This window comes from Caloramator sp. mosi_1 (genome assembly GCF_028622835.1).
In the GTDB taxonomy this organism is placed as follows: domain Bacteria; phylum Bacillota; class Clostridia; order Clostridiales; family Caloramatoraceae; genus Thermobrachium.
Genome location: NZ_CP117677.1, coordinates 1,729,532 through 1,743,813 on the forward strand (window position 1 = coordinate 1,729,532; position 14,282 = coordinate 1,743,813).

General features: G+C 33.0%; 17 protein-coding genes and 5 pseudogenes. 20 read left to right on the top strand and 2 right to left on the bottom strand.

Annotation, left to right across the window (positions count from 1 at the left end):
• Nucleotides 1-28: 28 nt before the first annotated feature.
• The 11 genes and pseudogenes from PL321_RS12315 to PL321_RS12365 all read left to right on the top strand — a co-directional run bounded on the left by PL321_RS12315 (nt 29) and on the right by PL321_RS12365 (nt 8,187).
• Nucleotides 29-298 carry a hypothetical protein gene (locus PL321_RS12315; RefSeq protein ID WP_273962253.1) on the top strand — a complete coding sequence of 90 codons (270 nt, stop codon included), beginning with the start codon at nt 29-31 and terminating at the stop codon, nt 296-298.
• Nucleotides 252-1,223: a V-type ATPase 116kDa subunit family protein gene (locus PL321_RS12320; protein ID WP_273962254.1), complete on the top strand. Its 972-nt coding sequence runs from the start codon at nt 252-254 to the stop codon at nt 1,221-1,223. Before PL321_RS12315 ends, PL321_RS12320 begins: the two co-directional genes overlap by 47 nt.
• Nucleotides 1,217-1,795 carry a hypothetical protein gene (locus tag PL321_RS12325; protein WP_273962255.1) on the top strand — a complete coding sequence of 193 codons (579 nt, stop codon included), beginning with the start codon at nt 1,217-1,219 and terminating at the stop codon, nt 1,793-1,795. Before PL321_RS12320 ends, PL321_RS12325 begins: the two co-directional genes overlap by 7 nt.
• A complete protein-coding gene (locus PL321_RS12330; protein WP_273962256.1) occupies nt 1,792-1,935 on the top strand; it encodes a hypothetical protein in 144 nt (47 codons plus the stop codon). Before PL321_RS12325 ends, PL321_RS12330 begins: the two co-directional genes overlap by 4 nt.
• A gap of 14 nt (nt 1,936-1,949) precedes the next feature.
• A complete protein-coding gene (locus tag PL321_RS12335) occupies nt 1,950-2,456 on the top strand; it encodes a V-type ATP synthase subunit K (RefSeq protein ID WP_273962257.1) in 507 nt (168 codons plus the stop codon).
• A gap of 13 nt (nt 2,457-2,469) precedes the next feature.
• Nucleotides 2,470-2,883 carry a V-type ATP synthase subunit E family protein gene (locus PL321_RS12340; protein WP_273962258.1) on the top strand — a complete coding sequence of 138 codons (414 nt, stop codon included), beginning with the start codon at nt 2,470-2,472 and terminating at the stop codon, nt 2,881-2,883.
• A gap of 211 nt (nt 2,884-3,094) precedes the next feature.
• Complete coding sequence (locus PL321_RS12345) at nt 3,095-4,084, top strand: V-type ATP synthase subunit C (protein WP_273962259.1); 990 nt, start codon at nt 3,095-3,097, stop codon at nt 4,082-4,084.
• Nucleotides 4,071-4,398, top strand: a pseudogene (locus PL321_RS12350) (V-type ATP synthase subunit F). Before PL321_RS12345 ends, PL321_RS12350 begins: the two are co-directional and overlap by 14 nt.
• A gap of 4 nt (nt 4,399-4,402) precedes the next feature.
• Nucleotides 4,403-6,173, top strand: a pseudogene (locus PL321_RS12355) (V-type ATP synthase subunit A).
• Nucleotides 6,166-7,590 carry a V-type ATP synthase subunit B gene (locus PL321_RS12360; RefSeq protein WP_273962260.1) on the top strand — a complete coding sequence of 475 codons (1,425 nt, stop codon included), beginning with the start codon at nt 6,166-6,168 and terminating at the stop codon, nt 7,588-7,590. The pseudogene PL321_RS12355 and the gene PL321_RS12360 overlap by 8 nt, the downstream one beginning before the upstream one ends.
• Nucleotides 7,550-8,187: pseudogene (locus tag PL321_RS12365) on the top strand (V-type ATP synthase subunit D). The gene PL321_RS12360 and the pseudogene PL321_RS12365 overlap by 41 nt, the downstream one beginning before the upstream one ends.
• Before the next feature lie 203 nt (nt 8,188-8,390).
• Here PL321_RS12365 and PL321_RS12370 read toward each other — a convergent pair.
• Both PL321_RS12370 and PL321_RS21495 read right to left on the bottom strand, forming a co-directional pair.
• Entirely contained in the window at nt 8,391-9,329 is a 939-nt protein-coding gene (locus PL321_RS12370) for an ISL3 family transposase (protein WP_337961026.1), read from the bottom strand.
• Complete coding sequence (locus tag PL321_RS21495; protein ID WP_443110716.1) at nt 9,302-9,463, bottom strand: transposase family protein; 162 nt, start codon at nt 9,461-9,463, stop codon at nt 9,302-9,304. The genes PL321_RS12370 and PL321_RS21495 overlap by 28 nt, the downstream gene beginning before the upstream one ends.
• A 361-nt stretch (nt 9,464-9,824) precedes the next feature.
• On the opposite strand from PL321_RS21495, the gene PL321_RS12380 reads away from it, so the two are divergent.
• From PL321_RS12380 to PL321_RS12415, 9 genes and pseudogenes are all read left to right on the top strand, one after another.
• Nucleotides 9,825-9,947 (top strand): CAT RNA binding domain-containing protein, encoded by a 123-nt coding sequence (locus PL321_RS12380; protein WP_273962261.1) that lies wholly within the window; start codon nt 9,825-9,827, stop codon nt 9,945-9,947.
• A 116-nt stretch (nt 9,948-10,063) separates the two neighbouring features.
• Nucleotides 10,064-10,264: a PRD domain-containing protein gene (locus PL321_RS12385; RefSeq protein WP_273964551.1), complete on the top strand. Its 201-nt coding sequence runs from the start codon at nt 10,064-10,066 to the stop codon at nt 10,262-10,264.
• Between the two features lie 38 nt (nt 10,265-10,302).
• A pseudogene (locus PL321_RS12390) lies at nt 10,303-10,654 on the top strand (PRD domain-containing protein).
• Between the two features lie 102 nt (nt 10,655-10,756).
• The gene (locus PL321_RS12395; protein WP_337960821.1) at nt 10,757-11,089 is read left to right on the top strand and encodes a PTS sugar transporter subunit IIA; all 333 of its coding nucleotides are present in this window, start codon (nt 10,757-10,759) and stop codon (nt 11,087-11,089) included.
• Nucleotides 11,090-11,100: 11 nt separating this feature from the next.
• A complete protein-coding gene (locus PL321_RS20140; protein WP_337960822.1) occupies nt 11,101-11,238 on the top strand; it encodes a hypothetical protein in 138 nt (45 codons plus the stop codon).
• Between the two features lie 50 nt (nt 11,239-11,288).
• Nucleotides 11,289-11,465: an HPr family phosphocarrier protein gene (locus tag PL321_RS12400; RefSeq protein WP_337960823.1), complete on the top strand. Its 177-nt coding sequence runs from the start codon at nt 11,289-11,291 to the stop codon at nt 11,463-11,465.
• Between the two features lie 104 nt (nt 11,466-11,569).
• Nucleotides 11,570-13,279: a phosphoenolpyruvate--protein phosphotransferase gene (gene ptsP / locus PL321_RS12405; protein WP_273962263.1), complete on the top strand. Its 1,710-nt coding sequence runs from the start codon at nt 11,570-11,572 to the stop codon at nt 13,277-13,279.
• Between the two features lie 144 nt (nt 13,280-13,423).
• Nucleotides 13,424-13,916, top strand: a pseudogene (gene nuoE, locus PL321_RS12410) (NADH-quinone oxidoreductase subunit NuoE).
• A gap of 97 nt (nt 13,917-14,013) precedes the next feature.
• Entirely contained in the window at nt 14,014-14,277 is a 264-nt protein-coding gene (locus tag PL321_RS12415; protein ID WP_273962264.1) for a (2Fe-2S) ferredoxin domain-containing protein, read from the top strand.
• Nucleotides 14,278-14,282: the final 5 nt, after the last annotated feature.

The following is a 14,282-nucleotide window of genomic DNA, read 5'->3' on the forward strand; positions in this document are numbered from 1 at the left end:
ATGGTTATTGAGAGGATAGTGAATAGTTATGGCAATAGTTAAGATGAAAAAAGTAACCATAACAGGTTCAAGAGAGGATAAATATAAAATTTTAAAGGCTCTTCAAAGGGCATCTGCAGTCGAAGTAATTGACCTAAAGGAAGTATTAGGAGAAGAATTAGATGGAATAAGTTTTGAAAATAAGACAGTAACAGAAACTGAATTTAATTTTAATAGAGTAAAGCAGGCATATGAATTTCTAAGAGTCTTTAGTGATAGTAAAAGGGAATTTTGCAAAAAGAGAAGTTTTAAACATTGAGAATTTTGAGAATATTGCAAATAATTTTGATTGGATGGATATCTGTAGTAAAGCAAAATCATTTGAAGAAGAAATAAACAATCTAAAGGCTAAAAAATCAAAGTTAGAATTACAAATTGAACATTACAACATTTGGAGCAATTTTGATGTATCCTTGAATGACCTAAATATGCTTAAGAGGGTATCTTATTTCATAGGTACTGTATCTAAAAAATATGAGGTATCAATGTTAGAAGAATTGAAAAATGTTGAAGGAATATACATAGAAAGAGTGTCGGAGAAACAGCAGGACCTAAATATTTTTGTCATCTGTCATAATGATGATTACAACCAAGTCTATGAGATTTTAAAGAAATACGGTTTTACAAAGCTTACTCTTGAGCTTGAGGATACACCAAAGAATATAATTACTAAGTTGAACAACGAAATTAATGAGATTTCATCAAGAGAAGAGGAAGTAGTTAATAGTGCTAAAAGACTTGCAAAATCTATTGATGATTTAGAAAAGGTATACGACTATTTTAATTCACAGATTGAGCTTGAAAGGCAAGTATCAAAAATAATAAATACAAAGAGATCGGTAGTTTTGCAAGGGTGGGTACCTGAAGAAAAAATAAATATATTAGAAGATATGATTAATAAATTCAATCTTCAGGTTTATTTAGAAGTTGAAGAAGCAAGGGAAGAAGATAATCCACCGGTTCTATTAAAAAATAATCCTTTAATTGAACCCTTTGAAGCAATTACAGAAATGTATGCACTGCCTTTACCTAATGAGGTAGATCCAACACCAGTATTAGCCCCATTTTTCCTATTGTTCTTCGGAATGATGATGGCTGATGTTGGTTATGGGCTTTTACTTGGTGCAGTAAGCTTATTTTTACTTTTAAAGGCTGATTTAAGTGATTCATTAAAAAGATGGTAAAACTTTTAGCATTAGTAAGTGTTCCTACTGTAGTATTTGGAGTTTTGTATGGTAGTTTCTTTGGAGGGATAATTAAAATAAAACCGTTATGGGTTGATCCTGTAGCAGACCCAATGACAGTTTTAAAATATTCCATTGTATTTGGTATAATCCACTTATATGTAGGCTTGGGAGTTAAAGCATATCAGTTGATTAAAGAGGGAAAGATTCTTGATGCGATATTTGATGTATTTTTCTGGTATGGTTTGGTTTCTGGGTTAATATGGTTGTTACTTGGGGGTGGAAGGCCAGCCCAAATTATCTCAATAGTTAGTGCATTAGGGCTATTATTGACACAAGGAAGAAGCAACAAAACACTTGTTGGTAAGTTCTTTGGTGGGCTATATGGACTTTATGGAGTAACAGGCTATTTAGGTGATGCTCTATCATATTCAAGACTTTTAGCATTAGGTTTAGCATCAGGATTAATTGGATGGTCCTTTAACCTATTAATTGGTCTTTTAGGAAAAGGAGCAGTAGCTTTTATATTTGGACCAATAATATTTGTTGCAGGACATACTTTTAACTTTTGATTGGAGCACTTGGAACTTTTGTTCATACTTGTAGATTACAATATCTTGAGTTCTTTGGTAAATTCTATCAAGGTGGAGGAAAGGCCTTCAAGCCTTTAAAAATATCAACTAAATTTATAAAAATAGAACAAGAAAATTAAAGGAGGAGTCAATTATGGAATTTACAACATTTGTTGAATTTTTAAAACAAAATGGAGGTTTAATCTTTGCACTACTTGGTGCAGCACTTGCAGCATTATTTGCAGGTATAGGCTCAGCTAAAGGTGTTGGTATTGTTGGTCAATCAACAGCAGGTTTAATTACAGAGGACCCAGAAAAATTTGGTCAATCACTTATTCTACAAGTTATCCCAGGTACACAAGGTTTTTATGGTTTTATTACAGCTCTAATTATTTTAAATAAGATTGGTATTTTATCTGGAAATCCTGTAAATCTAACTTTAGGTCAAGGTTTTATGCTACTTATGGCTTCACTTCCAATGGCATTTGTTGGATATAGCTCAGCTATATCACAAGGTAAGACTGCGGCAGCAGGTATTCAGATCCTTGCTAAGAGACCAGAAAAAATGTTCAACGGTGTTATCTATGCAGTTATGGTTGAAACATATGCCGTTGTTGCACTTATAACTTCAATATTAATGATTGTTAATATAAAGCTATAAGGGAGTGGCTAAAATGAATGGAATAGATAGCCTAAAGGAGAGGCTTTTAAGTGAAGATAAGATTAAGGCCTCAGAAATAGAGTTAGATGCAAGAAGAAGAGCAGAAGAAATAATAGAAAATGCAAATTTAAGAGCAAGCCAAATAGAAGAAGAAATTAAACAAAAGGCAGAAAAAGATGGTAAGGAAAGAAAAGAAAGAATGATTGCAAGAGCTGAGCTTGATGCAAGAAATATTGTTCTTCAAGCAAAGCAGGAGGCAATAGATTTAATTTTTAGTGAAGTAATTAAAAAATTAAATAATATGTCAAAGGAAGAATACACAAGTTTAATAAATAGAATGATTTTAAATAACGTAGAAACAGGGAAGAGGAAATTGTACTTTCAGATAAGGATAAAGATAGAGTACAAGTTAATCTTGATGAAATAAATAAGCAGTTAGTAGCTAAAGGAAAGAGGGGACTTTTAAAGCTAAGCAGTGAATATGCCAATATTCCTTCTGGCTTTATATTAAGAAAAAGTGGACTTGAGATTAACTGTACCTTTGAAGCACTAATTAGAGGTTTAAGGGATGAGCTTGAGGCAGATATTGCTTCAATGTTATTTTAAATAGCCTCCAGTTCTAAAAAGGAGGGTGAGTAATGGATAATACTATATTTGCTCAGTGTATAGCAAGAATTAAGGTTCTTGAAACAAAAATGCTTGATAGGGCAAAGATTGAAACACTACTTGAGGCAAAGGATTTTAACGAAGCAAAAAGAATTCTACAGGATAGTGTGTATGGAGACTATATAAATATGCCTTCCTATGAAGATGGATTAAAGAAGGCATTAGAAGATTTTTATAGAGAAATTGTTAAGATATGCCCAGTAGTTGAGGTTGTTGATGTATTTAGAACAAAATACGATGCCCACAACATAAAAACATTGATTAAAAATAAGTTTTTACAAAGAGATTTAGATAATATTTTAATTGATGCAGGTACAATAGAATTAAGTAAGCTTAAGGAAATTTTTAAGGATGAAAACCTACGTGATTTAAATGTAATATTTAAAGAGGCTGTCTTTAAGGCAATAGACGAATACAATTCAAATAAAAATCCACAGGATATAGATATAATAATAGATTCTGCGATGTTTCAAAGACAGCTTGAAATTGCAAAAGAGTCAAAGATAAATTTTATTAGGGACTATATAGAACTTCTTATAGATGTTTATAATATTAGAACATTTATAAGAGCAAAGGAACAAAATAGAGAAAGGGAGTTTTTAAGTAAGGTTCTAATAAAAGGTGGAAAGATTGATTTTGATGTATTTAAAAATAATTTTATAGAAGATATTGAAAACTTCTCAAACAAGATATTCCACACAGAACACTTTAAATGGTTAAAGGAAGGAATAGAAGAATATTTAAAGACAAAGGATTTAGGAAGCATTGAAAAAATGGCAGACAACTATTTAATTAGTGTACTTAAAAATTCAAAATTTATTAGTTTTGGTGCAGAGCCTGTAGTTGCATACATATATGCAAAGGAGAATGAAATTAAAGTTTTAAGAATTATATTAACAGGTAAAAAGAACGGTGTTAGTGCAGATACGATAAGGGAAAGGCTGCGTGATATTTATGTATAGGATAGGAGTAGTAGGAGAAAAGACGCAGTTATAGCCTTTTTATCCCTTGGTATGACTGTAAAAGCAGTAGATTCAGTAGAAGATGCTATAAAGGCAGTTGATACTATGGCAAGGGAAGGCTACGGATTGATTTTTTAACAGAAACGTATGCAAAGGATATGGAGGAAACTCTACTTAGATATCAAAATCAGATGGTTCCTGCAGTTATATTAATCCCTGGAACTCAAGGAAGCCTTGGAATAGGGCTTGAAAAGATTAGGGATAATGTAGAAAAAGCTGTCGGTGTAGATATATTATCAAAGAAGGAAGGTTGATAGCTTGAAGTACGGTAGAATTATTAAAGTTTCTGGTCCTTTAGTTATAGCTGAGGGAATGGAAAATGCTAAGATGTTCGATGTGGTTAAGGTTGGTAATAAAAGATTAGTTGGTGAAATAATAGAAATGAGAGGAGATAAAGCCTCTATTCAGGTATATGAAGAAACATCAGGTCTTGGAATTGGTGAACCAGTTGAAACAACTGGAGAACCTCTTTCAGTTGAGCTTGGACCTGGACTTATAGAAACAATGTTTGATGGAATTCAAAGACCTCTTGATGCTGTAATGAGGGTTGCTGGTGATTTTATAACAAGAGGAGTTGAAGTTCCATCCCTTGATAGAGAAAAAAGTGGCATTTTAAACCAACAAAAAAGTTGGAGATTATGTAGTAGCAGGAGATATTATTGGTGTTGTTCAAGAAACAACAATAATTGAACATAGGATAATGGTGCCTTATGGAGTTGAAGGGGAAATAGTTGAAATAAATGAAGGTGAATTTACAGTTGTTGAAACTATAGCAAAGGTAAAGACTCCAAAGGGAGAAACAAAGGATATAATGATGATGCAAAAGTGGCCTGTAAGAAAGGGAAGACCATATAAAGGAAAAATTCCACCAGCAGAGCCTATGCTTACAGGACAAAGAATAATAGATACCTTCTTCCCAGTTGCAAAGGGAGGTACTGCTTGTATTCCTGGTCCATTTGGAAGCGGTAAAACTGTTGTTCAACACCAACTTGCAAAGTGGGCAGATGCAGAAGTAGTTGTTTATGTAGGATGTGGAGAACGTGGAAATGAGATGACCGACGTTCTTATGGAATTCCCAGAGCTTAAGGACCCAAAATCTGGGGAACCACTTATGAAAAGAACAGTTCTTATTGCAAATACATCTAATATGCCAGTTGCAGCAAGAGAAGCTTCAATTTATACCGGTATAACAATTGCAGAATACTTTAGAGATATGGGATATTCTGTTGCTATAATGGCAGATTCAACATCACGTTGGGCAGAGGCACTTAGAGAAATGTCTGGACGTCTTGAAGAAATGCCAGGTGAAGAAGGATATCCAGCATACTTAACTTCACGTGCAGCAGAATTCTATGAAAGAGCAGGTAAAGTATACTGTCTTGGAAGTGATGAAAGAGTAGGAGCACTTACAGTTGTTGGTGCTGTTTCACCTCCAGGAGGAGACCTTTCAGAACCTGTAACTCAAGCAACACTAAAAATAGTTAAGGTGTTCTGGGGACTTGATTCAAACCTTGCATATAGAAGACACTTCCCAGCTATAAACTGGTTATTGAGCTACTCATTATATTTAGATAAGATATCAAATTATATTGAAGAGCAAGGATACAAAGGCTGGGGAGAAATGACAAAAGAGGCTATGAAGATTCTTCAAGAGGAAGCAGAACTACAAGAAATAGTAAGACTTGTAGGTATAGATGCATTATCAGAAAAGGACAGATTAACATTAGAGGCTGCAAGATCTTTAAGAGAAGATTATTTACATCAAAATGCCTTCCACGAAGTTGACACTTATGCATCTTTAACTAAGCAGCTTAAAATGTTAAAGCTTATATTAGATTTCTATCATCTTGGACAAGAAGCACTAAAGCAGGGTGTATATTTAAGTAAAATAACTTCTCTTCCTGTACGTGAAAAGATTGCAAGGGCAAAATATATACCAGAAGCAGAGATGGTTAAAATAGATGAAATATCCTCAGAACTTCATATGCAAATGGATACACTTGTGAAGGGAGGAGAAGTAAATGCTTAAGGAATATAGAACTATAAGAGAAGTAGCTGGTCCTCTTATGCTTGTTGACCAAGTAGAAGGAGCAGTTTATGATGAACTTGTTGAGATAGAAACTCAAACAGGAGAAATAAGACGTGGTAAGGTGCTTGAAATAAATGGTGATAAGGCACTTGTGCAGCTATTTGAAAGTTCAGCAGGAATCAACCTAAAGGATAGTAAAGTTAGATTCTTAGGAAAAACTCTTGAACTTGGTGTATCCCTTGATATGCTTGGAAGAGTCTTTGACGGACTTGGAAGACCAAAGGATGGAGGTCCAAAAATAATTCCAGAGAAGAGACTTGATGTTAATGGTAACCCATTAAATCCAGTTGCAAGAGACTATCCATCAGAGTTTATTCAAACAGGTATATCAGCAATAGATGGGCTAAATACCCTGGTTAGAGGACAAAAGCTACCTATTTTCTCAGGTTCAGGTCTTCCCCACGCAAACCTTGCAGCACAGATTGCAAGACAGGCAAAGGTTTTAAGTGCTGAGAGTAAATTTGCAGTTGTATTTGCTGCTATGGGTATTACCTTTGAAGAGGCAGATTTCTTTATTTCAGATTTTAAAAAGACAGGTGCAATAGATAGAGCAGTACTTTTTATAAACTTAGCAAACGACCCTGCAATTGAAAGAATTGCAACTCCAAGAATGGCATTGACCTGTGCAGAATACCTTGCATATGAAAAGGGAATGCACGTTCTTGTTATAATGACAGATATGACAAACTACTGCGAAGCCCTAAGAGAAGTTTCAGCAGCAAGAAAAGAGGTTCCAGGTAGACGTGGATATCCAGGATATCTATATACAGACCTTTCAACTCTATATGAAAGAGCAGGTAAGATTAGAGGTAAGGAAGGTTCAATTACCCAAATACCAACACTAACAATGCCAGAAGATGATAAGACACATCCAATTCCAGACCTTACAGGATATATTACAGAAGGACAAATAATATTAAGTAGAGAATTGTTTAGAAAGGGTGTAATGCCACCTATAGATGTACTTCCATCACTATCAAGATTAAAGGATAAGGGTATTGGTAAGGGTAAAACAAGAGAAGATCACGCAGATACAATGAACCAGCTCTTTGCTGCATATGCTCAAGGAAAACAAGCTAAAGAGCTTGCAGTAATACTTGGTGAATCTGCACTTTCAGATGTAGATAAACTTTATGCTAAATTTGCAGATGAGTTTGAAAAGAGATATGTATCACAGGGAGAATACGAAAATAGAAGCATAGAAGAAACCTTAAATATTGGTTGGGAACTTCTATCTATACTACCTAAGTCAGAACTAAAGAGAATTAGGGATGAGTACATAGAAAAGTACTTGCCTAAAAAGGGGATGAATAGGTATGAGATTGAATGTAAACCCAACCAGAATGGAGCTATCTAAGCTAAAAAACGTTTGGTTGTAGCAAAGAGAGGTCATAAGCTTTTAAAGGATAAACAGGATGAATTAATGAAAAAATTCATTGATTTAATAAAAAAGAACAATGAGCTTAGAATAAAAGTAGAAGAAGAGTTAACAGCTTCATTAAAAGAGTTTATGATGGCAAAGGCAGTTATGGGATCAGAAATATTAGAGGAATCAATTATTATGCCAAGTGAAACAATAAGTCTTGAAATTTCAAAGAAAAACATAATGAGTGTAAATGTTCCTGTTATGAAGTTCATAAGAGAAGGAACAGAAGGTGCAAGTATATACCCCTATGGATATGCATTGACATCAGCAGAACTTGATGGAGCTATAAATAAACTCTATAATATCCTTCCACAGCTTTTAGAACTTGCTGAGATTGAAAAGTCCTGTCAACTTATGGCTGATGAAATTGAAAAGACAAGAAGAAGAGTAAATGCTCTTGAGTATGTAATGATACCTCAACTTCAAGAAACAATAAAGTATATAACAATGAAACTTGAGGAAAATGAAAGAGGAAATTTAACAAGACTTATGAAGGTAAAGTCAATGATGGAACAAAGAGGAGTTTAAAACTTTGGCATTATTACACGTGCTATGAACAAAATGTGGCTCTTTGTCAATAGTTGGGGCGGGCATTAGATTAGAATGCCTGTCCTTTCTTATTTGATAATGATTTTAGCAAGATAGATAGGATGAGGGAGTTTACCCTTAAAAAATTGCACGACAAAAAGACCAACGATAGTTGGATTTCCTAAAATACAATATTTAACAGATTATTTATTACAACAATGAAGAATTCTATTCCTGAATCTATCAAAATTTCTATAGCCGAAGGCTATTCTTTTAATAACTTTGATTTTATTATTAAATCCTTCTATACAAGCATTTGTATAAGGAATATCAAAAGAATTACAAATCTCATTAAAATATCTGATATAGGTATTTGCACATCTTTTCAATTCATTGATACCACTATTTTGTGCAAGTTTAATCCAATCTTTTAAGAGGACACGAGCTTCGTTAGAAGAAGGTGAAGCATCAATAATACTCAATAACTTTTCCTTTAAAGTGTGGGCAATTGCTAATTCACTATTATAAGAAAACATAACTTGTAAAGCTAACTTTGAATCTGTATCAAGTAAGCCATATCTTTTTAAAATAAGCTTTTTACTTCTTTTAAAGTATTTTCTTAATTTAATTGATAGTTCTCTTTGGATACGTTTTCTTACCGCTTCTACTGCCCATATGACTTGTCTAATATAGTGAAATTTATCTATAACAATTACAGCATTTTTGAAATAAGTTTTAGCTAAATCAATATAGGGTTGCCACATATCACAAATAAAGTGTGTAACGCTATCGCGATTTTTAATTTTTCTAAAATAATCTATAAGAATATGCTCTTTTCTATCTTTAATAATGTCTAGTATTTTATGATTAACAGGATCGACTATTGCACAATGATATTTAGAACCACCAGAGTTACCTTTAAATTCATCTATAGATATTATTTTAGGTAAATTAGTAGGAGAAGAGTAAGATACATTATCAAAAATACGTTTTATAGTATCGATAGATAGATTAGTTTTTCTAGCAACTGATGTCATACTATATTCATTAGATAATTCATAAATTACAAACATAGCTAATCTATTAGTTATTCTATGATAACGAGGTAAAAATTCTATATGTTCATAAAATTTTTGCCGCAGGCATTACAACGATATCTACGTTTTTTAAGAATGATAAAAGTATGTTTAAAGAATAAGGGTATGTCTTTAATACGCTGAATTCTATAATCGTGAACTCTTGTAACTTTGGAATTACAATTAGGGCAAGTACAAATTTTTTCTTAGTTTCTAAGTATATCTCAATGTACGTGTCATTATGAATAATCTTTTTATAATAACATCTTTAAAACCTAATAAATTTTTGATAGAATTATTAGTGTGCACTTGATGGATGCCTCCTTTCAGGTAAGGTTTTTGTTTGGTTATTTTAATTTTACCAGGTGTCTAATCAGGTGCACATATTTTTTGTAAAAAATATGCTGGGTCTACGCCCCAACATTTATTATAGAACCCAAAATGTTTATGGCACGTGCATTTGTTTTGTTTCATTATACTTATCAATTTTGTAAATAAAAAGGTGTTGAATTTTTTTTTATTTTTATTAAAATATTAGTATCCTAATAAGGAGAAATGTGTATGGAAGGGTATGTAGTTACCAAAGTATTAAGTAATAATGTAGTTATAACTCAAAAAGGTGATGAAATTTTTGTTCTTACAGGAAAGGGAATAGGTTTTGGTAAAAAAAAGGAGACCCAATAACTGAGAAGGATGTAATAGAACAAAAATTTATTCAAATTACAAATGAACACAAAGAAAATTACAACAGATTATTAAAAACGGTAAATGAGGAAATAATTGCTGTATCAGAAGAAATAATTGAACTTGCAAGAGAAAAGTTAGGTGTGGAATTAAATCCTCATATTCATATTGGACTTACAGATCATATTAACTTTGCAATAACAAGATTAAGGGAAGGAATAAATATTGTAAATCCCTTTGAGATGGAAATTAAAACAATGTACCCTACAGAATATTCAATTGCAGAGGAAGCAATAGAGCTTATTAAAAAAGAATAGGTGTAGAGCTTCCAGTATCAGAAAAAAGCTTTATAGCATTGCATATCTATTCTGCAAGGGTAAATCAAACTGTTGGAGAAACACTTAAATATACAGAAATTGTTAAAGACGTAATAGATTATATACAGAAGGAATTAAAAATAAAGATAGACGAAAAATCCTTAGATTATATAAGGTTAATATCTCATTTAAGGTATGCACTATATAGAATTGAAAATAATAAACCAATTAAAAATATACTTTTAGGTTCAATAAAGAGACAACTTAAGGAAGAATATAAGCTTTCAAAAAGGCTTGTGAAATTATTGAAAAAAATTAGATAAGAAGGTACCCGAAGATGAAATAGGGTATATTGCAGTTCACCTTGGTAGAATTAAAAATAACTCTTAGGCGTGTTACTGATTCGATCAGGCATAAGCCTAATAAAACCACAAGGTTTTATTAGCTTATGCCTTTTTATTTAAATATTTTCAAAAATGGGAGGTAATTACAATGTTCAGCTTTTTCAAAAAGAAAAACAATGCAATAGAATTAAATGCTCATATGGTTGGTAATGTAGTAGAACTTGCAAATGTTCCAGATGAAGTTTTTGCTTCAAAAATGTTGGGTGACGGACTTGCAATTGAACCAACGGAAGGTGTTCTATATTCACCTTGTGATGCAGAAGTTGTTCAAGTTTTTCCAACAAAGCACGCAGTAGGATTAAAAACAAAGGAAGGTCTTGAAATACTTCTTCATATTGGTATAGATACAGTACAAATGCAGGGAGAAGGTTTTGAAGCATTTGTTAAAGAAGGAGATAAGGTTAAAAGGGAGATAAATTAGTTACTTTTGATTTGAATTTAGTAAAGGAAAGAGCAAAATCAACAATTACTCCAATGCTAATAACAAATATGGATGTAGTTGAAGAATTAAATGTAAACAGCGGTAATGTAGATTCTAATTCAGTAGTTGCAACAGTTAAGGTAAAATAATATTTTACTTTCACGAGTAATTAAAATAAAAATAAATGGAGGTAATGAAGATGATGGAAAAGAAGATAGTAATTCAAAATGAAACAGGTATACACGCAAGACCAGCAGGAATAATAGTAAAAGAGGCAGCAAAGTTTAAGTCAGCTATAACAATTGAAAAATCAGGAAAGGAATACAATGCAAAGAGTATAATGAGCCTTATGACTATGGCAGCAAAGAAGGGTTAAGAAATAGTTATAAAGGCAAATGGAGAAGATGAAGCACAAGCTATAGAAGCACTAACAAATCTAATACTAAATGGCCTTGAATAATTTTAAGGAGGAGAATTTAAATGTTGAAGGGAATAGCTGCGTCATCAGGAGTAGCTATAGGTAAGGCACTTGTAATAGTAGATAAAGAAGTTGAAATAGAAAGAAGAACAATAGAAAACGTAGAGGCTGAAACTACAAAATTACAAAATGCTGTAGCTACTGCAAAGGAGCAACTTGAAAAGATAAAAGACATAGCAAGAGAAAAAATAGGTGAAGATAAGGCACAGGTTTTTGAAGCACATCTTATGATGTTAGAGGATCCTGAATTTATCGGTGCAGTGGAAGCCCAAATTGCTGCTGAATCAATCTGTGCAGAGTATGCATTAAAGCAAACTGCTGATATGTTTATTTCAATGTTTGAGTCAATGGACAATGAATATATGAGAGAAAGAGCAGCAGATATAAGAGATGTAAGCAAGAGAATAATTAATATATTAATGGGAATAGAAACAGCATCAATAGCAGAAATAGATAGAGAATGCATAATAGTTATAAATGACCTGACACCATCTGATACAGCACAAATGGATAAGGAAAAGGTATTAGGATTTGCCACAGATATAGGTGGTAGAACATCCCACTCAGCTATAATGGCAAGATCACTTGAAATACCAGCGGTAGTTGGACTTTCAAATGTTACAAGCACAGTTAAAACAGGTGATATGCTTGTTTTAGATGGCGATGAAGGTGTTGTAATAGTAAATCCAGATGAAGAGACATTAGAAAAGTATAAAGAAAAGCAAAAGAAACTTATAGAATATAAGAAGGAACTATCAAAGTTAGTTAATGCAGAGTCAATAACAGTTGATGGAAGAAAGGTAGAATTAGCAGCAAACATAGGTACACCAAGTAACGTTGAAGGAGCACTAAAAAATGGTGCAGAGGGTGTAGGACTATTTAGAACAGAGTTTCTTTATATGGATAAGGATAGTCTTCCAACAGAAGAGGAACAATTTGAAGCCTACAAGGCAGTTTTAGAAGGAATGGGCGGAAGACCAGTTGTTATAAGAACGTTAGATATAGGTGGAGATAAGAAACTACCATATCTAAAGATTGATGAAGAGATGAACCCATTCTTAGGATACAGAGCAATAAGATTATGCCTTGATAGAAAAGACATATTTAAGACACAACTTAGAGCATTATTTAGGGCTTCAGTATATGGAAACCTAAAGATAATGTTCCCAATGATATCAGGCATTGAAGAATTAAGACAGGCAAAGGCAGTAGTAGAAGAAGTTAAGAATGAACTTAAGGCAGAAGGAATTGCCTATAGCAATAAGGTTGAAATAGGTATAATGATAGAAATACCATCTGCTGCAGTAATATCAGATATGCTTGCAAAGGAAGTAGATTTCTTTAGTATAGGAACAAATGACCTAATTCAATATACAGTAGCTGTTGATAGAATGAATGAAAAGATATCATATCTATATGATCCATTCCATCCAGCGGTATTAAGATTAATAAAGATGGTAATAGATAATGCCCACAAAGAAGGAAAATGGGCAGGAATGTGTGGAGAAATGGCAGGAGATGAAAGAATAATTCCTGTTCTATTAGGATTTGGATTAGATGAATTTAGTATGAGTGCATCTTCAATACTAAAGGCAAGAAAGCTTATAACAAGCCTAAGCTATGAAGAGGCAAAGAAGCTTGCAGATGAAGTTGTTATGTGTGCAACATCTGAAGAAATAAAGAGCAAAATACAAAATTTTGTAAATAGATAAAGTTGAAAACACCAATTGGTTTATACCCCCTTCTATAAAAACCAATTGGTGTTTTTTATTATTTAAAATAAATTGTATTTATTTTTACGTTTTTGGAAAAAATACTTATTAGGTGTGATTAGATTTTAAAAGAGGAGGAATTTTATGGCTAAGTATGATGTTGATTCTGAAAAATTAAAACAACTTGAAGATTATATTGACTCTATAAAGCAAAAGGAAGGGGCTTTGATTGGAGTACTATATAAGGCTCAAGAGATATTTGGCTACCTACCAAAGGATGTTCAACTTTTATTGCAAGAAAGCTTAAAATTCCAGCTGCAAAGGTTTATGGAGTTACAACATTCTATTCCTATTTTACAATGGAGCCAAGAGGAAAGCACGTAATAAATGTATGTATGGGAACAGCCTGTTTTGTAAAGGGGCAGATAAGGTTTTAGAAGAGCTAAGGAAAGAGCTTAATATTACAGAGGGCAATATGTCATCTGATGGTATGTTTACTGTAGATAGTTTAAGATGTGTTGGTGCCTGTGGACTTGCTCCAGTTGTTATGGTAGATGGGAAAGTATATGGAAGGGTTAAGGTTGAGGACGTAAAGGCGATATTAGATGAATATAGAGAGGGAGGTACTACTCAATGATTAAATCATTAGAGGAACTTAAAAAATCAGAGATCAGTACAAAGATGCACTTCAAAACAGGGAGGCAGAGGATAAAAATATAAAAATACTTGTAGGTATGGCTACTTGTGGTATTGCAGCAGGTGCAAGAAATACAATTAATGCAATCATTGAGGAAATAAGAAATGAAAACATTGAAAATGCTGTTGTGGTACAAACAGGATGTATGGGGTTTTGCTATGCAGAACCAACGGTTGAGGTAAGGATGCCAAACAGTGAACCTGTTTTATATGGCAAGGTTGATGGCGAGAAGGCAAAGGAGATTGTAAAAAGGCACGTTAAAAATGGAGAAGTTATAAGAGAATGGGTTTTAAGAGGATAGGAGGG

Bases quoted from the DNA above. Each gene is read 5' to 3' on its own strand.
- PL321_RS12315 (WP_273962253.1), top strand. From the start codon at position 29: ATGGCAATAGTTAAGATGAAAAAAGTAACCATAACAGGTTCAAGAGAG.
- PL321_RS12325 (WP_273962255.1), top strand. From the start codon at position 1,217: ATGGTAAAACTTTTAGCATTAGTAAGTGTTCCTACTGTAGTATTTGGA.
- PL321_RS12335 (WP_273962257.1), top strand. From the start codon at position 1,950: ATGGAATTTACAACATTTGTTGAATTTTTAAAACAAAATGGAGGTTTA.
- PL321_RS12340 (WP_273962258.1), top strand. From the start codon at position 2,470: ATGAATGGAATAGATAGCCTAAAGGAGAGGCTTTTAAGTGAAGATAAG.
- PL321_RS12345 (WP_273962259.1), top strand. From the start codon at position 3,095: ATGGATAATACTATATTTGCTCAGTGTATAGCAAGAATTAAGGTTCTT.
- PL321_RS12360 (WP_273962260.1), top strand. From the start codon at position 6,166: ATGCTTAAGGAATATAGAACTATAAGAGAAGTAGCTGGTCCTCTTATG.
- PL321_RS12380 (WP_273962261.1), top strand. From the start codon at position 9,825: ATGGAAGGGTATGTAGTTACCAAAGTATTAAGTAATAATGTAGTTATA.
- PL321_RS12395 (WP_337960821.1), top strand. From the start codon at position 10,757: ATGTTCAGCTTTTTCAAAAAGAAAAACAATGCAATAGAATTAAATGCT.
- PL321_RS12400 (WP_337960823.1), top strand. From the start codon at position 11,289: ATGATGGAAAAGAAGATAGTAATTCAAAATGAAACAGGTATACACGCA.
- ptsP (WP_273962263.1), top strand. From the start codon at position 11,570: ATGTTGAAGGGAATAGCTGCGTCATCAGGAGTAGCTATAGGTAAGGCA.
- PL321_RS12415 (WP_273962264.1), top strand. From the start codon at position 14,014: ATGGCTACTTGTGGTATTGCAGCAGGTGCAAGAAATACAATTAATGCA.